This is a genomic window from Brucella lupini (assembly GCF_002252535.1).
Classification (GTDB): Bacteria; Pseudomonadota; Alphaproteobacteria; order Rhizobiales; family Rhizobiaceae; genus Brucella; species Brucella anthropi.
Genome location: NZ_NNRN01000017.1, coordinates 1 through 23,850, shown reverse-complemented (window position 1 = coordinate 23,850; position 23,850 = coordinate 1). Strand labels below are relative to the sequence as shown.

Below are 23,850 nucleotides of genomic sequence, written 5' to 3'. Positions count from 1 at the left end.
TAAAAACTCTGAAACTCACCGGCGATTGATGCACCAACGCCCTGCTCGGGTTCATCCGGACTAGCGGGTTCGCTATCGGGTATTGATTCCGGTGGTGGTTTCGGTTGCTTTTCCGGCTCAGCGGGTGGGAGTTCTGTAGGATCTCCTGACCTTGGCAGGAGAACGGCACCATTTAAGGTTGGCCACGTAGTTTTGACATCAAATTGCAGCACGTCCATTGAGCAATCCTTTCTCATCTCTAAGAAAACCGAACATTTCATCCGGGTGATTGTTCCTCATTGAGTCTGATATCTGTCCGGCATAACGACTGAACGTGCGGACTTACAACAGAATTACAGACGTCCTTGAATATCAGAGGGTCTTTGCCAAATTTATCGTAGAATACATTTGGAGGAGATCGTTCATGCCCGATCATGATACCGCAACTCGAAAAGACGACCTTCGAACAGGCATTCCCTTCTGGATAAAAACACCCAATTCCACCGTTCAAGCAGAAACTCATCTTCCCCGTAGGGCTTTTGACGTAATCGTCGTCGGAGCAGGTATCTCTGGAGCACTGACGGCAGAAGCGTTGACGCGCAGGGGAAAAAGCGTTTTGATTATTGATCGGCGTCCTCCGGCACGCGGCTCGACATCAGCATCGACAGCAATGATCCAACATGAGATCGACGTCCCCCTGAGCCGACTAAGCCGTAAAATTGGTGAGAATGAAGCGAATGCTGCCTGGTTACGGTCAGCGCAGGCCGTCCGCGACCTGATTGATTTGTCGGGTACGCTCGAGCTCAATTGCCAAATGCATGCAAAGCAAGCGCTTTACCTGGCTGGCGATGAGATGGGAGCGAAAGCGCTTGCCAATGAGGCAGCTGCGCGCAACAAAGTTGGCATCAGCGCCAGTTATCTTAGTCACGAAGTCCTCTTGGAGCGCTTTGGATTGAATCGCCCCGCAGCAATTTTGTCGAACATTTCTGCATCAACTAATCCCGCGCAACTTACCGCAGGGTTGTTGCACACGGTTCTAACCCGTAATGCCCAGATCGTTTCGCCCGTCGAGATTACGGATATGGCAGAGTTGCCTTCAGGCGTAGCCTTGGCAACTCGTCGAGGCGAAGTTCTGGTTGCTGAACATGCAGTATTTTGCACCGGCTACGAATATCTGCCTCAAATGGAGGCGAAATCGCACAGTATCACATCGACCTGGGCGTTGGCTTCAAAGCCTTTGCGAAACGCGCCACCTTGGTTGCGAGATATGCTCGTCTGGGAAGCTGCAGATCCCTATCTTTATCTCAGAACCGATGCGTTTGGTCGTATTATTGCCGGTGGCGAGGACGAACAGGCGCAAAATAGCAATGAGGATTCGAAGAAACTCGCAGATAAAGCGGCAATCATCATTCGTAAGCTGGAAGACCTCATCGGAGTGACAATTGATAAGCCCGACTATGTTTGGTCAGCTCCTTTCGGTGTGACCAAAGATGGCTTGCCGATCATCGACCGAGTTCCAGGTTACGAGCGCATTTTTACCGCTATGGGCTTCGGTGGCAACGGAATTACCTTCGCGATGATTGCAGCTCAAAATATCACAGCCGCCATAACAGGCGAGACAGTTCCTGACACAGAACTCTTCCGATATCGCTGATCCATAAATCAAGCGATGATACAGACTACGAGCCTTTCACATCTGGACCGAGGAAAATGGAAGCCGGTTGCGCCTTACGTGTTGATTTGCATTGATTGTCCGCCAAGGATGCCACGGAAGCACACCCTATTCGGGTAGCGCTTTTGGAAGTGAAATTGATATTTTGAGGGCATTCTCCACCCACAATCGATCAAAGCCTGCGTTCAAGGCCGACACCAGTGCCCTTTCCAGTCTTGTACCGAACCCCTCGCTGGGTTGGTCATCATGATACTCATTACCTGTTTCAAGCCAATAAATGAAAATAGTGTCAGACGACTCTTGAATATCTATCGAAAGCTCGCACTCAGAACTCGCTAATGCACCGTGCTTGGCAGCATTCGTTGTCAGCTCATGCAAAAGCAGCGAGAGATTTGTCAGCGACTTTCCTGTGACGGCAGGATCATGGCCAGTGATATGAAAATTGTTTTCACCATAAGGCTCTAGAATAGTATGTAACAAGTTCTGCAACGGGACCGACGAGATCGTAACATCGGCATCATCCCATGTCGGCATCGTCAGTTCATGCGCCCTGGCAAGTGCGGCCAATCTCGCCTGAACCACCTCGCGAAACTCATCAACCTGCGTAGCCGATCTTGCGCTCAATGAGACGATTCCGTTTGCCAGAGCGAACAAATTTTTCACGCGATGACGCATTTCGCCCATATGGAGCTTTTGTTGGCTTTGAGCCTCCAAGCGCTCGCTGATGTCGCGTGCAATTTTTGATGCACCAATAATAACGCCGTTTGTGTTTCGAATAGGTGAAATCGTTAATGAAATATCGATTGGCGTACCATCTCTCCGCTTCCGAATTGTTTCGAAATGATCGACTCGGTTTCCCTTTCGAATTTCGCTTAAAATAGCTGGTTCTTCGTCAAGCCGATCGTCTGGTATCAAGATCGTGACCGGCTTTCCGATGACTTCCTCGGCATGATAACCGAATAGGCGCTCGGCACCTCTATTCCAACTTCTAATAATGCCATTCAGATCCTTGCTAACGATGGCGTCGTCTGAACCGTCAACAATTGCAGCGAGCCAATCCCGTGGATCGAGATCGCTTTCGCCGAGTTGTGGTTGCGAAGCAGGTGTTACCGACAACAAAATGCGATGTTTCGCGTAAGCCGAACCAAGTCGATCAGAGCCAATTTGGTCTTTATTTTTTTCCATCGTAGGCCGCCCATTCTAAAGTCACGAAAGAATATTAATTGCTCAGAACACGATATCAATTCCTTAGATCCACGTAATGCGTGAAGTGTTTTCCTTTATTCAAATTCTGGATAATCGCCCGCCATACCGGTTCTTCGTCTAACAATGTGATGAACTGCTCACTGCTAAATATCGCCATATCGCGTGACGAGCACCATGATGTGCTTTCGTCGGTCTATAGCCGTACATTAAAGGACCGATTTTTGACGGTCAGCACGAGCCGTTTTCTATTTGCAAAGGTAATAGGGCGTCCGAGATAATCTGCAGTCGAAATCATGCTTTCGTCTGGTTTGCTACCGCATGGACATCAAACGCACTGATTGCCAGTCAAGAACTTTGGCTATCCTTGGTGATCTCGTAAGCTTTGTCACGATCGCGGCTGAGCGCGGCAAGGTCTTTGGTCTGGCGCGAGCTTCAAGCTCGGCCTGTTTGTCCTTGTTACGGATGATGATCTCGCCCGTCCCGACGGTGGCACGCACTTCCGGACGTGTATCGTCGAGCTGATAAGTGCCGTGTTGTTCGCGGCTGTGACGTCTGATCCGGCTGCTGCTTGTCGCCATCTACATTCTTCGGCGTCAGGTCGATATTGGCCTGAATGTCGAAGCCTTCATGTTTCTTCGAACCAGAGAAATCCTCATGGGTTAGCCTACCGGTATCGAGCTTCAGATCACCGCTTTTAGAGATGATCCTTCCGGCACCAAGATGCGTATTGCCCTCGACGCGAACATCCATCTCTCCTTTCGACACGAGCCCAGACTGCTCGCTGATCCAGTTGGTTTCACCGGAGCCAGTTCCGAAGCCCAGCGACACACCGGTAACTTTCGGCGTTCCGCCGCTCAATGAGCCGCTGACACCGAACGAAGACGATTTGTTGGAGCTTTCACCCGTATCAGGAACGGAGATGATGTTGAGATCGCGCCCGACATTGGCGGTAATTGTCTCACTCTCGACTACCGCATCCTTCAGATTGGTGTCGCGACCGGATTCGATGTTGATATCGCCGGACCCGGTAGCGAGGCTATTAACCTGCGTTGTGCCATTGCTGTTCGACTTGCCCGAGCCGCCGTTTGCACCCCAGCTCCAGCCTCCGGTGGCCCTGCCCAGTCCAATCCCGACAGAATAGCCAATGCTCGCGCCAGCTGATTTGCTGGACGAAGATGAACCACCGCCCACTCATCGTCCATCGGACCTATCCGTTCGCCCAAAGCTGCCTCCAAATCGAAGCTTTGAATCAACCGGTTTAAATACTCAATCTTTATTCACGAACGGTAATCCAACTTAGTCTCATGGGCGACGATCTGAGACAGACCAATACGCCTGTCAATCCACTCCGGTTTCTCAACAGACTTCGAGGATCGGAGATCTGCCAAGACGACATCTCGCACTTCTTTCGGCAGATTTGCTGCTCGTGGATGCTCCCCTTCTCGACTTACGTGCATCAAGAGTTGCTCGCAAAGCGCCAATATCTCCCCATCGGCAGTGAACAATCTCATGAATACATGCAAACGTTTGTGATCGGCATCGATCAAGGCCAGTTCTACCTGCAATGTTTCACCGGCATGGCATTCTTTCAAATACCCGATACGACTATCGAGCGTGTAGAGCGTGGCATTGTTTTTTGCACGATAAACAGCGTCGATGCCAATTCGATTCATATACGCGGTCGCCGCATCGGAAAAGACGATACCATAGGCATAGTCCCCCATATGGCCGTTATAGTCGATCCAGCTTGGCGAAACGCTTGTGCGATAAATGGGTAACGTTTCGCTCATGCTCATTTCCTCCGCTCTAGCCAGGCATAGAACTCTCCGACGATACCTTTACGGAAGAGGATGACGCATGCCATGAAGATGATGCCGGTAACGATGGTTACGGGGAAGTCGGACGTTGCGAGATAGTTCTGCAAGGCGACGACGAAGGCAGCGCCGACGATGGGCCCGATCAGCGTGCCGATCCCGCCAAGCAGTGTCATCAAGATGACTTCGCCCGACATCTGCCAGCCGACATCGGTCAGCGTTGCAAACTGGAAGACGAGCGCCTTCAGACCGCCTGCAAGGCCCGCAAGACCAGCCGACATCACGAAAGCGGCCAGCTTGTAGCGATTGACGGAGTAGCCGAGCGATATGGCGCGGTTTTCATTCTCGCGCACCGATTTCAGGATCATGCCGAAGGGCGAGTTGATGATGCGCCAGATGGCAAACACGCCGAGCACGAACAGCGCCAGCACAAAGTAATACATGTTCATCGGATTGTTGAGATCGATGAAGCCAAACAGATATCCGCGCGGCACGCCCTGCAAGCCGTCCTCGCCATGGGTGAAGGCAGCCTGCAGGCAGAAGAAGAAGAACATCTGCGACAGTGCAAGCGTGATCATGGTCGAATAGATGCCCTGTCGGCGAATGGCCAGATAGCCGATGACGAGGCCAAGCGCTGCGGCGGCAAGAATGCCGAGGATCAGGCCCACTTCCGGCGTCACGCCCCATTCCTTCACCGTATGCGCGGTGATATAGGCCGCACCGCCGAAGAAGGCTGCATGGCCAAACGAGAGAATGCCGGTATAGCCGAGCAGCAGGTTGAACGCCGAGGCAAACAGCGCAAAGCACAGCATCTTCATCAGGAAGATCGGGTAGACCACGAAGGGTGCGGCGGCCAGCGCGATGATGGCGATGATGAGGATGACAGCCGACAGGCTGTTGATCGCCGGTTTGCGGGTCGGGGTGGCGCTATGGCTTGCAGCCGTTGCTTTAAGAGCGGTATCAGCCATATCAGGCCTCCTTCCCGAACAGTCCGGCGGGTCGCACCAGAAGGACGATAGCCATGATGACGAAGATGACGATGCTGGAGGCTTCCGGATAGAAGACCTTGGTGAGCCCTTCGGCCAGACCCAGCACATAGCCGGTGATGATGGCGCCGAGGATCGATCCCATGCCGCCGACAACCACCACGGCAAAGACCACGATGATGATGTTCGAACCCATCAGCGGGCTGACCTGATAGATCGGGGCGGCCATGATGCCGGCAACGCCCGCAAGGCCAGCACCCAGCGCATAGGTGAAGGTGAGAAGCAGCGGCACATTGATGCCGAAAGCTTTTACCAGTGTCGGGTTTTCGGTGGCGGCGCGCAGATAAGCGCCAAGCTTGGTCTTTTCGATCAGAAGCCAGGTGCCAAGGCAGATGATCAGCGAAGCCACGACCACCCAGGCGCGATAATTCGGCAGGAACATGAAGCCGAGATTATTGCCGCCTGCAAGCGACGGTGGCACCGCATAGGGCTGTCCGGCAGCACCATAATAATAGCGGAATGTGCCTTCGATCACGAGCGCCAGGCCGAAGGTGAAGAGCAGGCCGTAAAGCGGATCGAGATTATAAAGCCGTGACAGCGCCACGCGCTCGACAATCGCACCGCCAAGACCGACGATGATCGGAGCCAGAATAAGCGCTGGCCAATAGCCGATGCCAAGCCAGCTCAACAGCAGATAGCCGACAAAAGCGCCCAGCATATATTGCGCGCCATGCGCAAAGTTGATGATGCGCAACAGCCCGAAGATGATGGCAAGGCCAAGGCTCAGCATGGCATAGAACGAGCCGTTGATGAGGCCGACCAGCAACTGGCCGAGAAGCGCTTGCAGGGGGATTCCAAAAATCATTGTCATGTCAGACTCCCAGCGCTTCGTTCAGGGCCGCCATGCGGTCGGGAAGTTCGGCGGTTGGGAAGTTCTCCGTCACCACGCCATGATCCATCAGATAGAAGCGGTCTGCGACCTTGGCGGCGAAGCGGAAGTTCTGCTCGACCAGAAGGATGGTCATGCCGCGCTTCTTCAGTTCCACCAGCACATCGCCGATGCGCTGCACGATGACAGGCGCCAGACCTTCGGTCGGCTCGTCCAGCAGCAGCACCTTGACGCCGGTGCGCAGGATGCGCGCGATGGCCAGCATCTGCTGTTCGCCGCCCGACAGCTTGGTGCCGGGGCTATTGCGCCGTTCATGCAGGTTCGGGAAAAGCGCGTAGATCTCGTCAAGCGACATGAGGCTGTCGCCATCTTTGGCGACGACCGGCGGCAGCAGCAGGTTTTCGTGCACGCTGAGCGTGGCGAAGATGCCGCGCTCTTCCGGCACGAAGCCAAGACCCGCATGGGCGATGCGATGCAAAGGCACGCGCATGATGTCTTTGCCCTCCAGCGTGATCGTGCCGGTGCGCTTGCGGATGATGCCCATGATGGCGCGCAAGGTTGTCGTCTTGCCGACGCCATTGCGGCCCAAAAGCGTGATGGTTTCGCCCGGCCAGATGTCGAGATCGACGCCATGCAGGGCATGGCTTTCGCCATACCAGGCATTCAGCCCGCGCACGGACAGGAGCGGTTGGCCTTTATTCATGTTCGGTTCCCATATAGGCGGTGCGCACGCGCTCGTCCTTCGAGACATCGGCATAGCTGCCGGAGGCGAGGATCTCGCCGCGTTGCAGCACCGTGACATGGTGGGCGATATCGGCCACCACCTTGAGATTGTGTTCCACCATCAAAACGGCGCGGTCCTTCGCGACATCGGCAATGAGGGCGGCAATGGTGTGAACGTCTTCATGGCCCATGCCAGCCATCGGCTCATCCAGCAGCAGCACTTTCGGATCAAGCGCCAGCGTGGTGGCGATTTCGAGCGCCCGCTTGCGGCCATAGGACAGATCGGCAGCCAGTGCATGACGGGCATCGGCAAGGCCGACGCGCTCCAGAAGCTCGACGGCTCTCGCATCCAGCCGGTCCAGCGCGGAAAGCGAACGCCAGAATTGCGTGGCAAGACCGTTCGGGCGTTGCAGCGCCACCTTGACGTTTTCCAGCACGGTGAGATGCGGGAAGGTGGCCGAAATCTGGAACGAACGCACCAGTCCCATCCGCGCCACTTTGGCCGGGTCGGTTTTGGTGATGGTTTCGCCCAGAAGCGTGATCTCGCCGCTTCTCGGCTGCAGAAACTTGGTCAGAAGATTGAACACCGTCGTCTTGCCAGCCCCGTTCGGGCCGATCAGCGCATGAACGCGGGCGTGTTCCACATCAAGATCGACATTCTTCACCGCATAAAAGCCGCCAAACGACTTGCCCAAGCCGCGCGCCGACAAAACAGGACGCGCAGCGGTCCGCGATAGAGAAGTCGAGGTCGCCGGCCCTGCTTCACGCAGAGCCGTCACATTGCCAGTCGAAGCTGTCATCCAAAAAGCCTCTTTACTGCGTCACAAGCGGGCAGCCGCCCTTGTCGAGCGGGCGGAATGCTTCGTCACCGGGGATGGTGCGCAGAACTTTGTAATAGTCCCACGGACCTTTGGACTCCTCAGGCGACTTGACCTGAACAAGATACATGTCGTGAACCATACGACCGTCGGCGCGCAGCTTTGCATTGCGAGCGAAGAAGTCACTGATATCCATCGTGCGCATCTTGTCGAGCACGACCTTGCCGCTGGTGGATTTTGCCGCTTCGGACGCCTTGAGGTAATTCATGACAGACGAATAAACGCCTGCATGAACCATCGTCGGCATTTTGCCATTCATCCGTTCGCCGAAACGCTTCGACCAGGCACGGGTCTGGTCATCATAATCCCAGTAAAAGCCGGTGGTCAGTGTCAGGCCTTTTGCAGTTTCGAGACCAACGCTGTGAACGTCGGAAAGAAACAGCAACATACCCGCAATCTTCTGGCCGCCCTGAGTAATGCCATATTCACTGGCTTGCTTGAGCGCGGTCATCGTATCGCCTGACGAGTTCGCAAGAGCAATCACGTCAGCGCCCGATGCTTGCGCCTGTAGCAGGAAGGAGGAGAAATCAGTGGTTTCACGCGGATGACGCACCGCACCCACCACTTCGCCACCGCTTGCGTTGACGGCTTCCGCTGTATCGCGTTCCAGCGCATGGCCGAAGGTATAGTCAACGGTAATGAAGTACCACTTCTTGCCGCCCTCCTGCGTCATGGCGCGACCGGTGCCATTGGCGAGGGAATAGGTGTCCCAGGTCCATTGCGCCGTCGTTGGCGAACAGGCTTTGCCGGTCAGGTCCGAGGAACCTGCAGTGGACGCCAGAAACGCTATGTCCTTGTCACGTGTAATTTCCTGAACAGCCATGGCGACCGACGATGTCGGCACATCGATGATGGCTTTGACGTTCTTCTCGTCGATCCAGCTGCGCGCCAGCGTCGAACCGATATCCGGCTTGTTCTGATGGTCGCCGACGATGACTTCGATAGGCTCCCCATTCAGCTTTCCGCCGAAATCTTCTACCGCCATTTTTGCGGCCACGACCGAACCGTCGCCGGCAAGGTCGAAGTTCATGCCGGACATATCCGTCAGCACGCCTAGTCGAACCGGTTCTGCCAAAGCCGGGCTTGCGAGCATCATGGTGGCAAACGCACCCGAAAGCATCATTGATTTCATTTTCATGTTTTCCTCCTCCCAAATTATAACGGTGTCAGCCCGACTGGCTGCTGCTTTCCGCAATCAGTCTCGCCAGATAAAACTGGTCGGCTTCATAAGGCGCAGCCCAGTTGGCGCGGTGTTCTTGATCAATGGCTCTTTTCGTCATCCGCAAGGCCAAGGGTGGACATTCAGCGATGGTCTGCGCGAAGAGTTTGGCGGTTTCGACTGCACCGCCCGCCGGGGCAATCTTGTCGCAAAGACCCATATGAAGCGCGTCCTGTTCGCCGATCCGGTCATTAGCGAAAAGCGCCCGCTTGGCGCGCGTCGGGCCGATTAGCGATGACAGGAGGGGCAGCCCGCCCCAACCCAGCGTCATGCCCAGACGGACTTCCGGAAACTGAAAGAAGGCCCCCTCCGCCATAACGCGGAAATCTGCTGCCAAGGCCAGGATGCCGCCACCACCAACTGCCGGACCTTCAACCGCTGCAATGGTGATCTGCGGCAACAACCGCCACCGATCGCACATGACGCCGCCGAGCGACATGGCCGTGTGGCGTGCAACGGCGCCCGCACTGGTGCGCCACAGGTTCTCGTCTTTCAGATCGACGCCGCCGGAAAAGCGGCTTTCGGTTCCGGCGATGATAACGACCTGAACACTGTCATCCGCCGATAATTCGTCCGCTGCCTGGATGAGCGCCTTGATCGATTCTTCATTGAGAGCATTGGCCTTGCCGCCACGGTCATAGCGCGCCACCGCAATCGGTCCCTCGCGCTTGATATCGACTATGGCCATTTCCATCCTCCCAGATGTTTTCGCTTTGACATACTACCGAGTATGTTGCATATTCCAAACAGGTTTGCAACTGCCCTCTTTTGAAGGTTTAGTTGTGGCCGGGTAGGAGGAATTCAGAACATGACGCCAGACCAGCGCGCGCTCAACCGTAACCATTCCGTGTTGCGATATCTTCTCGATCAATATGCAGCCGAGCGCCCCACGGCACCATTCGTGCATTTTTGGCCGTCGACGGAGTGGGATTACAAGACGACCCGCGACCGAGTTCGCCAGCGCGCGGCAACGCTGCAATCCCATGGCGTAAAACGCGGCGATCACGTGCTTTGTTTTATGGGCAATGGCCCGGATCTGCTCACCACCTGGTTCGCAATCAACTATATCGGCGCAGTCTATGTGCCAATCAACACCGCAGCACTCGGTCGCCCTCTGGAACATATTCTGGACGATGCGGATGCACCGTTGATGATCGCCCACGCCGATCTGGTGGAACGATTGCTGGATGTCGCACCCGGCAAACTGCGCAAGGTTCTGGTGGTCGAAGGCTCTGTTAGCTGTGCAGTCGATGGTGTGGAAATTCTGCCTTTGTCTGACGTGGAAACAGTCAGCGAAACCGAACTTGTTCTCGACAAGCCGATTGAGCCGTGGGACACGCTTGCCATCATGTACACCTCGGGTACGACGGGCAACGCCAAGGGCGTCGTAACCTCTTATGTGCAGCTTTATACGATGGGCCCGGACGCCTTTGACTGCGTCGATGAAACGGATCGCTGCATGATCTGCGGTCCGATCTTCCATTGCGGCTCCACCCTTTATGTCTATGCGATGCTGGCGCGTGGCCTTTCCATCGGTATGATGCGCGAGTTCAAAACCCAGCATTTCTGGCAGGCCGTTCGGGATACGAACTCGACCTATTGCCTGTTGCTGGGCGTGATGGCGAGTTTCCTTCTGAAACAGCCGGTTTCATCGGATGATCGCAACCACCCGCTGCGGCGCGCCTTCATTACCCCGTTCGGCGAGGATGGCCCATTATTTGCGGAAAGATTCGGCGTCGAGGCATGGACCATCTACAACATGACCGAAATCGCCAGCCCACTTGTTGCTGGACCCGGCATCACGCAAAAGGGAATCGCCGGAAAGCCGCGCCCCTGGTATCAGCTGCGCGTGGTTGACGAAAACGACATCGAAGTGCCGGATGGCACGGCTGGTGAACTGGTCATCCGCTCCGACCGCCCCTGGGCGTTCATGAAAGGTTATTACAACAATCCGAAAGCTACCGTCGAAGCCATGCGCAATGGCTGGTTTCACACTGGAGACAGCTTTCGCAAGGATGAAAACGGTGTTTATTTCTTCGTGGATCGCCTGAAAGACGTCATCCGGCGGCGCGGTGAAAATATCTCCTCCTTCGCTTTGGAGGCCGAAGTGCTTTTCCACGACACCGTCAAGGAATGCGCAGCCATCGCAGTCCCGAGTGAACTGAGCGAGGATGAAGTTCTGATCGCCGTAACCCCTGTCGAAGGGCAGGAAATCGTCGCCGGAGAACTGCTGGAATTTCTCGCAGGTCGTCTGCCCCGCTTCATGGTGCCGCGCTATGTACGAATTTTGGAATCTCTTCCAAAAACCTCGAGCGGTAAAATTCAGAAACATGTACTACGCAGCGAAGGCATTACCGGAGATACGATTGATCGCGAGCTCAAGGTGAAGCGCGCGAGTTGATCTCTCAAAATCGAAAGACCTGAACATCATGGAAAATTTCATCTTCAACACAACGCCATCCATCGTGCTGCAAACCGGCGGGCTGGCGAAGATTGTCGATATTGCCGGACACCTATTGGGCAAGCGCGTTGTTATCGTCACCGACAAAGGATTGCGTAAGCTCGGACTGCTGTCCCCAGCGACAAACGCCTTGGAGCAGGCGGGCATTGCCGTTTCGATCTTCGATGATGTGCAGGCCGACCCACCGGAAAGCAATGTTCTGGCGCTGAAGAACCAGATCGTCACCCACGAAGCGACTGGCGTTCTCGCCATCGGCGGTGGCTCATCAATGGATGTTGCAAAGGTTGCCTCCCTGTTGGCAAAAAGCGGTGAAACGCTGAACGACATTTACGGCGTGAACATCGCGCGCGGGCCACGCCTGCCGCTCGTGTTGGTACCAACGACGGCGGGCACGGGATCGGAAGTCACACCGATATCAATCATCACCACGGGAGCATCGGAGAAGAAGGGCGTTGTCTCCCCGCTGCTATTGCCTGACATGGCAATCCTGGATGCGGATTTGACTGTCGGCTTGCCAGCAGCGGTAACCGCTGCCACCGGCATCGATGCGATGGTCCATGCCATCGAGGCTTATGCTTCAGCTTCGGCCAACAACAATCCTTTGTCGCGTTCGCTGGCGCGCAACGCCCTGCAACTGCTCGGCGCCAATATTCGCACTGCGGTCTTTGAGGGCGGCAACCGCGACGCACGCGCCGCTATGTTGCTCGGATCGTTGCTTGCCGGTCAGGCCTTTGCCAATTCTCCGGTTGCTGCTGTGCATGCACTCGCATACCCGATTGGCGGGCATTTCCATGTGCCGCACGGCTTGTCCAACGCGCTCGTGCTTGCGCATGTATTGCGCTTCAACTTGCCGGAAGCCAGCCACATTTATGCGGAAATTGCAGCAGACGTTTTCCCGGAACTGAGCACCGTGTCGGCAGAAAAACGTGCTGAAGCCTTTGTCGAAAAACTGGCGGATCTCAGCCGTGAGCTCGGCGTGCCGCAGACATTGCGCGAAGTGAATATTACGGAAGACGATCTGCCCCTGCTTGCGCGCGACGCAATGAAACAGACGCGGCTTCTGGTCAACAATCCGCGCAAGGTCACTGAGGCGGATGCCTTGGCGATTTATAAAGCCGCTTATTGATAGCGCCGCTGGTAACATCATGAAAAAGGCCGGTTTGACCGGCCTTTTTCGTATCTATCAGCAAATTTCGAACAGGCCCGCAGCGCCCATGCCGCCGCCAACGCACATGGTCACCACCACGTAACGTCCATTGCGCCGCTTGCCTTCGATGAGGGCATGCCCGGTCATACGCGCGCCCGACATTCCATAAGGATGGCCAATCGAAATAGCGCCGCCACTTACGTTCAGTTTTTCATTGTCGATACCAAGCTTGTCGCGGCAATAAAGCACCTGTGCCGCAAAGGCTTCGTTCAGTTCCCACAGATCGATATCATCGACCGTCAGGCCATGCTGTTTTAGCAGTTTCGGTACGGCATAAACCGGGCCGATACCCATCTCGTCAGGTTCGCATCCGGCGACCGCCATTCCGCGATAAATACCAAGCGGAGATAGGCCCCGCTTTTCCGCTTCCTTTGCTTCCATCAAAACAGATGCCGAAGCACCATCAGACAATTGCGAGGCGTTGCCAGCGGTAATAAAGCCACCCTGCGCTATTGTCTGCCCCCCGGAAAAGACCGGCTTCAACCCGCGCAAACCTTCCAGTGTGGTTTCGGGGCGATTGCCTTCGTCCATGGCCAGCTCAACGCTTTTTGCGGAGACCTCGCCCGTGGCCTTGTCCTTGACCAGCATGGTGGACTGGATCGGGACAATCTCGGCGTTCAGGCGGCCTGCGGCCTGTGCAGCCGCGGTGCGTTGCTGCGATTGCAGCGCATATTCATCCTGCGCCTCACGCGATATACCATAACGCGCTGAAACGATCTCCGCCGTCTCGATCATGCTCATATAAGTGGCGGGCAGATGCTCCGTCAGCCAGGGATCACGCCAGCGATAGACGTTCATATGCTCGTTCTGCACGAGTGAGATCTGCTCCACACCACCGCCGATAGCAATCGTCATACCATCGCCGGTGATCTGCTTGGCGGCTGTTGCGATAGCCATCAGCCCCGACGCGCATTGACGATCCATAGACTGACCCGGAACTGAAACCGGAAGGCCAGCCCGCAACAAGGACGTGCGGGCGATATTCATGTGGGTCGTGCCTTGCTGAAGCGCAGCACCGAGAACCACATCCTCTACTTCCGCGCCATCAATGCCCGCGCGCTCAACCGCAGCGGCAATCGCGTGACCCGCCAGCGCTGGCGCAGACGTGTCGTTAAAGGCTCCGCGATAGGCTTTGCCAATCGGTGTGCGCGCAGTTGATACTATGACAGCTTCTCTCATCAAAACTCCTCCACTGACGCCGAAACGTAAAGCCTGTCGGCCAATTCTTTCAATTCCGGAGTCAGCGGAACCGGCCGTCGCGTGTCTCGGTCTACATAGACATGCACATATTCACTTACAGCGGCGGTCAACTCTTCGTCATCCTTGAAGATGCCAAAACCCCACAGCAGACTGGTATTGCCGATATGCTCGACGCGAACCCCGACAACGACATTGTCAGGATAGGAAATTTCGGAGAAATAATTCGTTGAATTGCGCGCAACGATACCAATGGGTGTAGAGCCGTTCAACTCCAGAGCACCAGACGCAATCAGCGACCGGTTCAATGCCGCATCGCAATATTGCATATAGACGACATTGTTGACGTGGCCATAAATGTCCATGTCGCTCCAGCGCGTCTGCATATCGTAGAACTCCCGATAGGCTGACCGGGGTTCAGCCTTCGGTCGGGGTTTTGACGCCGTCATTCGATAACCTCATTGGCGCGGGACGTCGCGATGATGCGGTCCACATGCGCCAAACCGGCATCCGTCTCGATGAAATTAGTCATGTCATCGATCTTTGAGAAAGCAGCCGCAACGGCTTCCGGTGTCCGCTCGCCTTTCGGCAGATAAACGCCTTCACTTTCCACAATCGCCATACGGGCCACAGTTCCCGCACCTGCCAGAAGCACTGTGCGGCTTGGCGTCTGTTCGCTGACGAGGAAGAGAGCAGCCGGAACGACGTTTTCGGGTGCGAGGCGCACCAGCATTTCCTCATCCAGCACATCGCCGGTCATGCGCGTTGCAGCAGTGGGAGCAATCGCATTGACATGAATGTCGTATTTGTCGCCTTCAAAATGCAATACATTCATCAGGCCGACGAGGCCTGCCTTGGCCGCACCATAGTTGGACTGGCCAAAATTGCCATAAACGCCAGACGTAGAGGTCGTCATCAGGATGCGGCCATAGTTCTGGCCTTTCATGACGTCCCACACCGCGCGGCTGGCATTGGCCGAGCCAATAAGATGCACGTCGACCACGGCGCGAAAATCGGCCATTTCCATCTTCGCGAAGCTCTTGTCGCGCAAGATCCCGGCATTGTTGATGAGAATATCGATGCGACCGAATTCTTCGACCGTGCGCTTCGCCAGCGCCTGCATGTCTTCGAACTTCGTGACGTTGCCGGCGTCGGCAATGGCGACACCGCCCTTGGATCGAATTTCCGCAACGACCTTTTCGGCTGCCTCCGATGCCCCGCCGGTGCCGTCGCGGCTGCCACCGAAATCGTTCACGACGACTTTTGCGCCGCGCGCTGCCAGTTCGAGGGCATAAGTGCGCCCAAGCCCGCCGCCCGCACCCGTTACAATTGCAACACGATTTTCAAAAGAAATGGCCATGTGATCCTCAACCTACTGTCAGTATGAGCCAGTCAGCGGCTAGCGCTGGCTTGGTTTCGTCTTTGATTTCAACAGTCGCTGCAAGGGTCTGGAGCTGACCGTTAGCCTTCGGCTGCACCGACTTGGGACTGAATACGCCACGAATGGAAGAACCCACCTTCACCGGCGAGAGGAAGCGGACCTTGTCGAAACCATAGTTGATTTCAACCGTACCGGCCGCAACTTCCGGCAAAACCTCGCGGCTGAGCTTGGTCAACAGGCCGAGCACAAGAAACCCGTGTGCGATGGTGCCACCGAACACACTTTCCGTCGCTGCGCGTTCCGGGTCTGTGTGAATGAATTGATGATCGTCGATCACGTCCGCAAACCGATCCACAAGCTGTTGATCGATCTTGATCCAGTCCGAGTACAGGAACTGGCTTTCTGCGTTTGCACGGAGTGCTGACGCAGCAGAATTAGGGCTAATTTCCAAAATTACTTCCTCCATGCGTCGAGAAATCGACGGTAGTCGCATTGATCGACAACATACTGAGTAGTATGCACTTGAACATGGCTTTGTCTAGTGGCATTTTGGCATCGAAATTTGCTAGGCTAGGCTGCCGCTTACCTATGCATAGATCGGAGTAGCAGATGGCTGACAGCCGCCGAAATAACCGAACGGACAGTACCGGGAATGTCGTAATCCTGGAAACCGCCGCTCAGTGCTTCATGGAGCAAGGCTTCGCCACAACAAGCATCGATGATGTGGCGCGCAGGATGGGTTCGACCAAAGGGCGCATTTATCACTACTACTCATCGAAGACGGATTTGTTCTTCGACGTGCATCGCGAAGGTATGAATCGACTGTTCAAGGCTGTCGAACCGGTCACGACGATGAACGGCTCCGGCCTGCACCGACTTGAGGAGATGCTCATGGCGCATGCACTAGCCATGATGACCAACGTCGCTTTCGAAGCCGTGGTGGTGCAAGGCGTCCATATGCACAAACTGGCGGCAACCACGCCAGATCAGCGCCGCACACTCAACGAGCTTATTGCCATCCGGCGCCGGTTCGAGGATTTGTTCAAGCAGATAATTCGCGACGGGATCGATGACGGCAGTATTCGGGAGGTCGATGTCTCGATAGCTGCCAAAGCCATACTCGGCGCGATCAACTGGTTGTCCATCTGGTATCAGCCGAGAAGCATTCAAACTGAGAACGATAAAATTGCCTTGGCCAAAGAGATCGTGAGTATCCAGATAAATGGGCTTCGTCGATCCAACTAAGTATTGCGAAAGATGTTGTTACTTGTTTGATTCACGGGCGTGTTGAAGCAGCAGGTTGAATCTCAGACAAGTTTGAGCGCCGCGGCTCTCAATTTCGCAAAAGCGTTTTGACGATGCATCCGATGACAACTTCAGTTTTCTAATTTCGAGGGTGAAAGACGCGCCTAGCGCGTGATTACCAGTCAAGATCGACATTATTGAAGGCTTCTCGTTTAGCTCAGGCATGGAGTCAAATCGTCGATAGGCTCAAAATACTGAGGAAATCGACGCTCTTCCAACTTGATGAAACCTATAGCACAACCAATTCTAATCTTGTCAAAGACTTACTAAAGACTGTTCGTTGGTGGGAAAAGCGGTCAACGCATCGCGAAACTCCGCATGAATATATATATATCAACGACTAAGCTTGTCCTTCAAACGGTGCCAGGTATGAATGCGATTGGCCAATTGCGTGGCAACCGGGTGAAATGGAACGGGCAGCATGTTGGTTATAGGCAGGGGCATGTTTTCGTCGTTAGTGCGGTCCATCGCCCATCGTCCAATCTCCTGCCCTAAGGACATGGACAATGCGACGCCTCGCCCGGAATAAACGCCACCGAATACCAATCCCGGTGCAAGCCGGTACAATCGTGGCCTGCGATCGGGAACCACAGCAAAAGTTCCGTGCCAATACTCGGTCATTTTTGGGGAATCTTTGAACGCTGAAAATGCGTTCTTCAGTGTTTGGGCAACCTTATCGCGGCCCCGTTCCGCTTCATTATGCCAAAAACTATGAGTCCCACCGCTGACGAGACGATTATCGCAGTCATAATGGAAATAACGCAGATCGTTGCGCATATCGGACACGGCAGGATTGCCGACCATTATATGTGCGCGGAGTTCTTCAGGCAGGGGTTCGGTAGCCGCCTGGAAAACCTTGAACGGAATGAGCGTCTGTTGCAGGCCGGGCCATAATTTATCCGTCAACGCATTCGTTGCAAGGACAACCCGTGAAGCAAAGATCGACCCCTTGCTCGTTTTGACCCGCCATCCACTACCGCTTTTTTCCAGAGAAAGAGCCTTCGAGTTTTCGAAGACCCTAACCCCTTCTTTTTCAAGCGCCTGCGCCAATCCGATCGTCATAGCAAACGGGTTGATATGGCCGGAATTGCGAACGATCCAGCCCCCCAGATAAGGGCTGCCAATCCGGGCCGATACCTCTGCACGATCCATCCATTGGACATCGGCACCCAGCGCCTTCCATTCGTCATGGAACTGGCGTGCACGTCGCAAGGTCGCATCATTATGCGCCGGCTGAATCCAGCCGTTCTGCACCTGGTGCGCATCAATGCCAAATCGTTGCATCAATCCGAATGCGACATCGGCGGATTGGGCAACCATATGGTTAAACTTCCCGCCGATCTTTTTGCCATATATTGCTTCAAATTCGCTCGGCGAGGCTTTGGAATGGTGGGAAATCACCAGACCGTGGTTACGGCCCGACGCTGACGAGCCGATTTCATTGCCTTCCAGTAGAATGACGTCCGCGCCGCAATCGCGAGCCCCCAACGCGGCGGCCATGCCGGTAAAGCCACCGCCAACCACCAGAACATCCGTACGGTGCTCTCCAGACAATTCCGGCGCAGCAATGCGTTTCGCCGTCGTTTTGCGCCAAAGATGCGGCGTTTTCCAATCGACTTCAAACATGGAGGTTTTCCTCTGACGCGCCACCGAGATAGTGCTCGCTCAAGTCGGAGTGATCGACCATTTCCTTTGCCGGGCCGTGCAACCTGACGCGACCTGTATTCAAAAGATATGCATAATCCCCACATTCGAGCGCCAGTTGAACGTTCTGCTCCACTAACAGGATTGAAATACCTGTCTGAGAGAGGTCGAGAATGATGCGAAAAATCTGATGAATGATCTTCGGCGCAAGCCCCAGAGATGGTTCATCCAACATAAGTAGTTTGGGCTCGGACATCAGCGCGCGCCCGATGGCCAGCATTTGCTGCTGCCCGCCGGACATACGGCTTGCCATGCCGTTGCGACGCTCCTTGAGGACCGGGAACAGATCGAAGACTTCCTGACGGAGAGTTTCGAAGCTTTTCCCCATCCGGCCAATATGCGCCGCAACCAGGTTTTCTTCCACGGTGAGACGCTGGAAAATCTGGCGGCCTTCCGGACAATGAGTCAATCCCATGCGGACAACCTGCTCCGGCCTGGCACCGGTGATATCCTTGCCGTCGAAGAAAATCTTGCCGGCGGTCGCCTGTGCTACGCCTGAAATCGAATTCAGCAACGTGGTCTTGCCAGCGCCATTCGGTCCGAGGATAACGACGATCGGCACTGTTGTAATTTGGCCGCGATGATAGCCGACATCCGCTTTCAGGCCGTCCAGATCAATCTTGTGATCCCAAAACGCCTCGCGGTCATGGATCAGGGCTGGGGGAACGGCATCAGCGCGCAGACCCATGCTGTAACGAACCACTTGCCAGAACAAAATGCGGTCCGCCCAATTGTCGAGCAGCGGGGTTGCTGTGCCCGCAGTGTTCGGGGCAAGGGCGCGCGCCGGAAACCGCTGGTCAAGTTCGGCGGCGATCAGGGCGGAATCACAGTAGATATCCGCCCCGATCTGAAGCACTGGGGCCCGCCTGTAGCCACCCGTCAAGGCCAGCAGATCAGCCTTTGGCGCAATAGGAGGCACGATGACCGATGACCATGACAGCCCCTTGAAGCCCATCAAAGTTCTGATTTTTTCGGAATAGGGAGAGGCTTCATAGTGGTGCAGGATCAGGTCGACCATCGTTTTTCTCCTACTTCAGCAGCCCGAGGATATCTTGCGCGGCGGCGGCGGATGAGGCGGGGTTCTGGCCGGTGACCAGTTTTCCGTCACGCAGCACGAAACTGGCCCAATCCGCCCCTTTTTCATACTGGCCACCATTGGCCTTCAGCATGTCTTCCACCAAGAACGGCACAACATCGGTAAGGCCGACGGCCTCTTCTTCGGTGTTGGTAAAACCCGTCACCCGGCGACCAGACACCAGCGGTTTGCCGTCCGCACCTTGGGTGTGGCGGAACACGGCTGGGGCGTGGCAAACTGCGCCGACAGGCAAATCGGCGGCGGCGAAGGCCTCGATCAGGCGTTTGCTGTCCGCGCTTTCGGCCAGATCCCACAAAGGGCCGTGGCCGCCCGGATAGAAGATGGCGTCGAACCCGTCTTCGGTTACATCCGAAAGCTTCAGCGTCGTCGCAAGATGCTTTTGCGTCTCTGGATCGTCTTTGAACCGACGGGTGTCGTCGGTCTGTGCGTCAGCGCTGTCGCTGGACGGATCAATCGGCGGCTGTCCCCCTTTGGGCGAGGCCAGTATAATGTTTGCTCCGGCGTCCTTGAAGACGTAATAGGGGGCCGCAAACTCCTCCAGCCAGAAGCCGGTTTTCTTGGCTGTGTCCCCGAGTGTGTCGTGGGATGTCAGTACCATCAGAATTTTCATGTTATTTTCCTATTTTTCTCGCCGACGCGGATCACGCGCTTGCCAAAGTTTTCGCCATTCAGCAGGCCAATGAAGGCTTCGGGCGCATTTTCCAAACCGTAGATGATCTCTTCGCGGTATTTGATTTGGCCACTGTCGATCCACGATCCCATATCTTTGGCAAAATCCGGGTAGAGGTGGCCGAAGTCGTCAAAGATGATGAAGCCCTGCACCTTGATCTTTTTGCGCAGAATCTGACCCATAAGCCAGTTCATCCGGTCCGGCCCTTCGGGCAAGTCAGTCGCATTATACTGAGAGATCAATCCGCAGACCGGCACCCTTGCGTTCGGATTCAACAGTGGGATGACCCCGTCGAGGACTTTGCCGCCGACATTTTCGAAATAGACATCGATGCCATCGGGACTGGCCTTTGCAAGCTGTTCGGCAAAGTCATCTGCCTTGTGATCGATACAGGCATCAAAACCCAACTCATTGACCGCATAGGCGCATTTCTCTGGCCCGCCCGCGATGCCGACCACGCGGCAGCCAAGGATCTTGCCGATCTGGCCCACAGTGGCCCCGACAGGGCCGGTTGCGGCCGCCACGGCGATGGTTTCGCCCGGCTTTGGCGCGCCAATTTGCGTCAGACCCGCCCAAGCGGTAAATCCGGGCATACCCATGATACCGAGCGCCCAAGACGGGTGTGCAGGCGAGGTGCCCAGATTGGTGATCCGCGTGCCATCCGACAGCGCGTAATCCTGCCAGCCATTGAAGCTGAGCACCCAGTCGCCCGGCGCAAAGCCATCAACCTTTGAGGTGACGACCTGAGCCACTGTGCCGCCCTCCATCACGCCATCAATTTCCACCGGCGCGGCGTAAGATGGCGCATCGCTCATGCGCCCCCGCATATAAGGGTCCAGCGACAGATATTCGGTGCGCAGAAGCATCTGCCCAGCACCAGGGGAGGGGACGTCCCCTTCGACCAAGCGAAGCGTGTCCTTGGTCGGTTCGCCTTTGGGGCGTTCCGCCAGCACAAGCTGGCGGTTTACTGTTTCGGTCTGTGTCATGGTCATCATCTCCTAGAAGGCTGTTTCAAGAATGCGGCGGGCATCCTCGGGGGTGATGGCATTTTGTTCGCCAAGGGCGGTCATGCCGTGATCCTTCAAGGCGGCGACGATGCGATCAATTTCAGGTGCAGCAATTGCGTAATCGCCGAGTCGGGTTTTGATGCCCATCTGTTCAAAGAACCCGCGTGTTGCCTCGATCACGGCATCAATCCGCGCATCATCAGATCCCTCGCGGATGTCCCAAACATTGGCAGCATATTGCAGCAGTTTCTCGCGTTTGGGGCCACGTTGGTCGTTCATCAGTGACGGCAACACGACAGCCAGTGTGCGGGCGTGGTCGGTGTCATTGAGCGCGGTAATCTCATGTCCGATCATATGGCTTGCCCAGTCCTGCGGGACACCTGCGCCGATCAGGCCATTCAGGGCCAGCGTTGCCGTCCACATCAGGTTGGCGCGAACGTCATAGTCCTCCGGCGTCTCAAGGGCTTTGGGCCCAAGCTCGATCAGGGTGCGTAGCAGGGTTTCGGCAAAACCGTCCTGAACGCGCGCGGCGGATGGATAGGTCAGATATTGTTCGATGATGTGAACAAACGCGTCGGCCACGCCGTTCGCGATTTGACGGGGCGGCAGCGTGTAAGTGACCTCGGGGTCCAGCACCGAGAAAACCGGGTAGCAATGCGGGCTACCAAACGGAAGCTTAGCGCCCTTCTCGGGATTGGTGATCACAGCGCCAGAGTTCATCTCCGAACCGGTGGCGGGCAAGGTCAACACGGTGCCAAAGGGCAGCGCTTGCGTGATGACCGACCCGCGAGATGTCAGGATGTCCCAGGCGTCGCCATCATATTTGGCCGCCGCCGCGATAAATTTGGTGGCGTCAATAACGGAACCACCGCCGACAGCCAACAGGAAGGTGATCCCTTCTTGGCCAATCACCTCGACAGCTTTCAGCGCAGTGGCGAAGCGCGGATTGGGCTCAATGCCGCCAAATTCGACCAAGGTCCGGCCCGCAAGTGCCGCACGCACCTGACCAAGGACGCCTGTTTTCTCCGCGCTGCCTCCACCATAGAGGATCAGCACCTTTGCGTCAGCCGGAACCTGATCCTTTAGGTCCGCGATACGGCCCTTGCCAAACAGGATATGTGTCGGATTGCGAAAGTCAAAATTATTCATGGGTTCAGTTTCCTTCAGTTTCAATGTGCAGGCGCACGTCAACGTTTCCGCGTGTGGCGTTGGAGTATGGGCAGACCTGGTGCGTCGCTTCGACAAGTCTTTCAGCATCCTCGCGGGTCATGCCCGGCAGATGTGCGGTAATGTCGAGATCAAGTCCGTATCCGCCCTCGACGCGTTGGCCGATGCCCACCTCAACCGACGTTAATGCCGCTTTGGCATCAAGCTTGAGTTTTTTTGCGGTCATTTCCATCGCGCTATCAAAACAGGCCGCATAGCCAAGCGCGAACAACTGCTCGGGGTTCACCCCCGCCTCGCCACTGTCCGGGCGAACCATCTGGACTGAAAAGCTGCCATCGTTGAGGGCGGCGGTTCCCGAGCGGCCCCCTGTTGCCGTTGCGGTGGTTTTGTAGAAGATTTTCATGAGCTTCCTTTCGCGAATAGACTGGTCGTCTATAGATGTGTCAAAATTTTTGGGGTTATGTTCCTGGAACGAGCACCTTTGTGGCATTCATAGCGGAATTGAGCGGGGCTTCACTGTGCGAGAGGCTCGCGACGAGGCTGGCTCCAAGCCACATGTGGTAGATCATTTCTGCCGTGGAGCGGGGGTCTTCAAGCGCGGCGATCGTGCCATCGTCCGTTCCCTGCTCAAGGGTCTCCGTCAGGCGCGCGACGATTTCGGACACACTTTTCTGCAAGATATTGCTCATGTTCTCCGAGAGGTCAGCAACCTCTGCGGACAGTTTGACGACCAAGCACCGGTCTTCGAGGTTGGGGCTGATCTGTTTTTTCCGCCACTCTTCGAAATAGGTCAGAAACCGAGACCGTGCATCCATGTCCGGATGCGCAAGCGACGCGTTCAGGCGTGTGCCATACTCCGTCATAAAATCGTTCAACAGCGCACAGCCATAAGCTTCCTTGGAGGCGAAATAGTGATAGAACGACCCTTTCGGAACACCGGCCTCTTTCAACAGCGCACTCAGACCGACACCTGTGTAGCCCTGCTTGGCTGTCAGGCGTCGTCCTGTGGTCAGTATCTGTGAGCGTGTGTCGTTTTTCTGTTCCATGACCCCTGATATAGCCTCATTAGACCGGTCGTCTAGGGGTGGTGTGGCTTTTTCTAATCACAGGGCCGTGAGCGGCGCTTAGAAACGGTACGGGAAAGGCGCTAGCCAGCATGCACACCAGTTAGCAGCTTTAACATCCAGCACAGAAAAACAAGCAATGCATACGCAAGGCGTTGTTGCATGAAACGAATTGGTGGCGGATTCCGATCTTTGATGCTGGCTTATGTGGTTTCAACTTTGACG

General features: G+C 55.6%; 24 protein-coding genes and 1 pseudogene. 4 read left to right on the top strand and 21 right to left on the bottom strand.

The annotated features are described in order from the left end of the window. Nucleotides 1-218, bottom strand: a pseudogene (locus CES86_RS27660) (hypothetical protein); the annotation flags it as partial. A 185-nt stretch (nucleotides 219-403) separates the two neighbouring features. On the opposite strand from CES86_RS27660, the gene CES86_RS01300 reads away from it, so the two are divergent. Beyond that, entirely contained in the window at nucleotides 404-1,633 is a 1,230-nt protein-coding gene (locus tag CES86_RS01300; protein ID WP_094513380.1) for an NAD(P)/FAD-dependent oxidoreductase, read from the top strand. Nucleotides 1,634-1,759: 126 nt separating this feature from the next. Here the strand turns inward: CES86_RS01300 and CES86_RS01295 are convergent, their stop codons facing one another. The 9 genes from CES86_RS01295 to CES86_RS01255 form a co-directional block, all read right to left on the bottom strand. Next, nucleotides 1,760-2,836: a PAS domain S-box protein gene (locus CES86_RS01295; RefSeq protein ID WP_094513379.1), complete on the bottom strand. Its 1,077-nt coding sequence runs from the start codon at nucleotides 2,834-2,836 to the stop codon at nucleotides 1,760-1,762. 477 nt (nucleotides 2,837-3,313) lie between these two features. Then, on the bottom strand, nucleotides 3,314-4,048 hold the full coding sequence (locus tag CES86_RS01290; protein ID WP_094513377.1) for a hemagglutinin repeat-containing protein: 735 nt from the start codon (nucleotides 4,046-4,048) through the stop codon (nucleotides 3,314-3,316). A gap of 86 nt (nucleotides 4,049-4,134) precedes the next feature. Beyond that, nucleotides 4,135-4,647, bottom strand: coding sequence for a thioesterase family protein (locus tag CES86_RS01285; protein ID WP_167387078.1), 513 nt, complete (start codon nucleotides 4,645-4,647; stop codon nucleotides 4,135-4,137). A 2-nt stretch (nucleotides 4,648-4,649) separates the two neighbouring features. Beyond that, nucleotides 4,650-5,639, bottom strand: coding sequence for a branched-chain amino acid ABC transporter permease (locus CES86_RS01280; RefSeq protein ID WP_094513374.1), 990 nt, complete (start codon nucleotides 5,637-5,639; stop codon nucleotides 4,650-4,652). 1 nt (nucleotide 5,640) lies between these two features. Then, complete coding sequence (locus CES86_RS01275) at nucleotides 5,641-6,528, bottom strand: branched-chain amino acid ABC transporter permease (protein WP_094513372.1); 888 nt, start codon at nucleotides 6,526-6,528, stop codon at nucleotides 5,641-5,643. A gap of 1 nt (nucleotide 6,529) precedes the next feature. Then, the gene (locus tag CES86_RS01270; RefSeq protein ID WP_094513371.1) at nucleotides 6,530-7,249 is read right to left on the bottom strand and encodes an ABC transporter ATP-binding protein; all 720 of its coding nucleotides are present in this window, start codon (nucleotides 7,247-7,249) and stop codon (nucleotides 6,530-6,532) included. Further along, complete coding sequence (locus tag CES86_RS01265) at nucleotides 7,242-8,069, bottom strand: ABC transporter ATP-binding protein (RefSeq protein WP_094513369.1); 828 nt, start codon at nucleotides 8,067-8,069, stop codon at nucleotides 7,242-7,244. The genes CES86_RS01270 and CES86_RS01265 overlap by 8 nt, the downstream gene beginning before the upstream one ends. Nucleotides 8,070-8,082: 13 nt before the next feature. After that, nucleotides 8,083-9,285 carry an ABC transporter substrate-binding protein gene (locus tag CES86_RS01260; RefSeq protein ID WP_094513368.1) on the bottom strand — a complete coding sequence of 401 codons (1,203 nt, stop codon included), beginning with the start codon at nucleotides 9,283-9,285 and terminating at the stop codon, nucleotides 8,083-8,085. 28 nt (nucleotides 9,286-9,313) lie between these two features. Beyond that, entirely contained in the window at nucleotides 9,314-10,054 is a 741-nt protein-coding gene (locus CES86_RS01255; protein ID WP_094513366.1) for an enoyl-CoA hydratase/isomerase family protein, read from the bottom strand. Between the two features lie 120 nt (nucleotides 10,055-10,174). Here CES86_RS01255 and CES86_RS01250 point away from each other — a divergent pair, with 120 nt between their 5' ends. Next, nucleotides 10,175-11,767: an AMP-binding protein gene (locus CES86_RS01250; RefSeq protein ID WP_094513365.1), complete on the top strand. Its 1,593-nt coding sequence runs from the start codon at nucleotides 10,175-10,177 to the stop codon at nucleotides 11,765-11,767. 28 nt (nucleotides 11,768-11,795) lie between these two features. Beyond that, complete coding sequence (locus CES86_RS01245; RefSeq protein WP_094513363.1) at nucleotides 11,796-12,953, top strand: iron-containing alcohol dehydrogenase; 1,158 nt, start codon at nucleotides 11,796-11,798, stop codon at nucleotides 12,951-12,953. A 57-nt stretch (nucleotides 12,954-13,010) separates the two neighbouring features. Here CES86_RS01245 and CES86_RS01240 read toward each other — a convergent pair whose 3' ends face one another. Genes CES86_RS01240 through CES86_RS01225 form a run of 4 tightly spaced genes read right to left on the bottom strand, consistent with a single transcriptional unit; the run spans nucleotide 13,011 to nucleotide 16,063 of the window. After that, complete coding sequence (locus CES86_RS01240; RefSeq protein WP_094513361.1) at nucleotides 13,011-14,213, bottom strand: acetyl-CoA C-acyltransferase; 1,203 nt, start codon at nucleotides 14,211-14,213, stop codon at nucleotides 13,011-13,013. Further along, complete coding sequence (locus CES86_RS01235; protein ID WP_094513360.1) at nucleotides 14,213-14,680, bottom strand: acyl-CoA thioesterase; 468 nt, start codon at nucleotides 14,678-14,680, stop codon at nucleotides 14,213-14,215. Before CES86_RS01235 ends, CES86_RS01240 begins: the two co-directional genes overlap by 1 nt. Then, on the bottom strand, nucleotides 14,677-15,591 hold the full coding sequence (locus CES86_RS01230) for an SDR family NAD(P)-dependent oxidoreductase (RefSeq protein ID WP_094513359.1): 915 nt from the start codon (nucleotides 15,589-15,591) through the stop codon (nucleotides 14,677-14,679). Before CES86_RS01230 ends, CES86_RS01235 begins: the two co-directional genes overlap by 4 nt. A gap of 7 nt (nucleotides 15,592-15,598) precedes the next feature. Continuing rightward, nucleotides 15,599-16,063 carry a MaoC family dehydratase gene (locus tag CES86_RS01225; RefSeq protein WP_094513358.1) on the bottom strand — a complete coding sequence of 155 codons (465 nt, stop codon included), beginning with the start codon at nucleotides 16,061-16,063 and terminating at the stop codon, nucleotides 15,599-15,601. A gap of 158 nt (nucleotides 16,064-16,221) precedes the next feature. On the opposite strand from CES86_RS01225, the gene CES86_RS01220 reads away from it, so the two are divergent. Next, complete coding sequence (locus tag CES86_RS01220) at nucleotides 16,222-16,857, top strand: TetR/AcrR family transcriptional regulator (protein ID WP_094513356.1); 636 nt, start codon at nucleotides 16,222-16,224, stop codon at nucleotides 16,855-16,857. Between the two features lie 393 nt (nucleotides 16,858-17,250). Here the strand turns inward: CES86_RS01220 and CES86_RS01215 are convergent, their stop codons facing one another. From CES86_RS01215 to CES86_RS01185, 7 genes are read right to left on the bottom strand one after another with little or no spacing between them, the layout of a single operon-like run. Further along, on the bottom strand, nucleotides 17,251-18,543 hold the full coding sequence (locus tag CES86_RS01215) for an NAD(P)/FAD-dependent oxidoreductase (protein WP_094513355.1): 1,293 nt from the start codon (nucleotides 18,541-18,543) through the stop codon (nucleotides 17,251-17,253). Beyond that, nucleotides 18,536-19,639 carry an ATP-binding cassette domain-containing protein gene (locus tag CES86_RS01210; protein WP_094513353.1) on the bottom strand — a complete coding sequence of 368 codons (1,104 nt, stop codon included), beginning with the start codon at nucleotides 19,637-19,639 and terminating at the stop codon, nucleotides 18,536-18,538. The genes CES86_RS01215 and CES86_RS01210 overlap by 8 nt, the downstream gene beginning before the upstream one ends. A 10-nt stretch (nucleotides 19,640-19,649) precedes the next feature. Next, a complete protein-coding gene (locus CES86_RS01205; protein WP_094513352.1) occupies nucleotides 19,650-20,327 on the bottom strand; it encodes a type 1 glutamine amidotransferase domain-containing protein in 678 nt (225 codons plus the stop codon). Then, the gene (locus CES86_RS01200; protein WP_094513382.1) at nucleotides 20,324-21,373 is read right to left on the bottom strand and encodes an NADP-dependent oxidoreductase; all 1,050 of its coding nucleotides are present in this window, start codon (nucleotides 21,371-21,373) and stop codon (nucleotides 20,324-20,326) included. Before CES86_RS01200 ends, CES86_RS01205 begins: the two co-directional genes overlap by 4 nt. 12 nt (nucleotides 21,374-21,385) lie before the next feature. Beyond that, entirely contained in the window at nucleotides 21,386-22,543 is a 1,158-nt protein-coding gene (locus CES86_RS01195) for an iron-containing alcohol dehydrogenase (protein ID WP_050525841.1), read from the bottom strand. 4 nt (nucleotides 22,544-22,547) lie between these two features. Beyond that, nucleotides 22,548-22,964, bottom strand: a complete 417-nt coding sequence (locus CES86_RS01190; protein ID WP_094513350.1) for an organic hydroperoxide resistance protein — start codon at nucleotides 22,962-22,964, stop codon at nucleotides 22,548-22,550. A gap of 55 nt (nucleotides 22,965-23,019) precedes the next feature. Next, entirely contained in the window at nucleotides 23,020-23,607 is a 588-nt protein-coding gene (locus CES86_RS01185; RefSeq protein WP_009573561.1) for a TetR/AcrR family transcriptional regulator, read from the bottom strand. Nucleotides 23,608-23,850 lie beyond the last annotated feature (243 nt).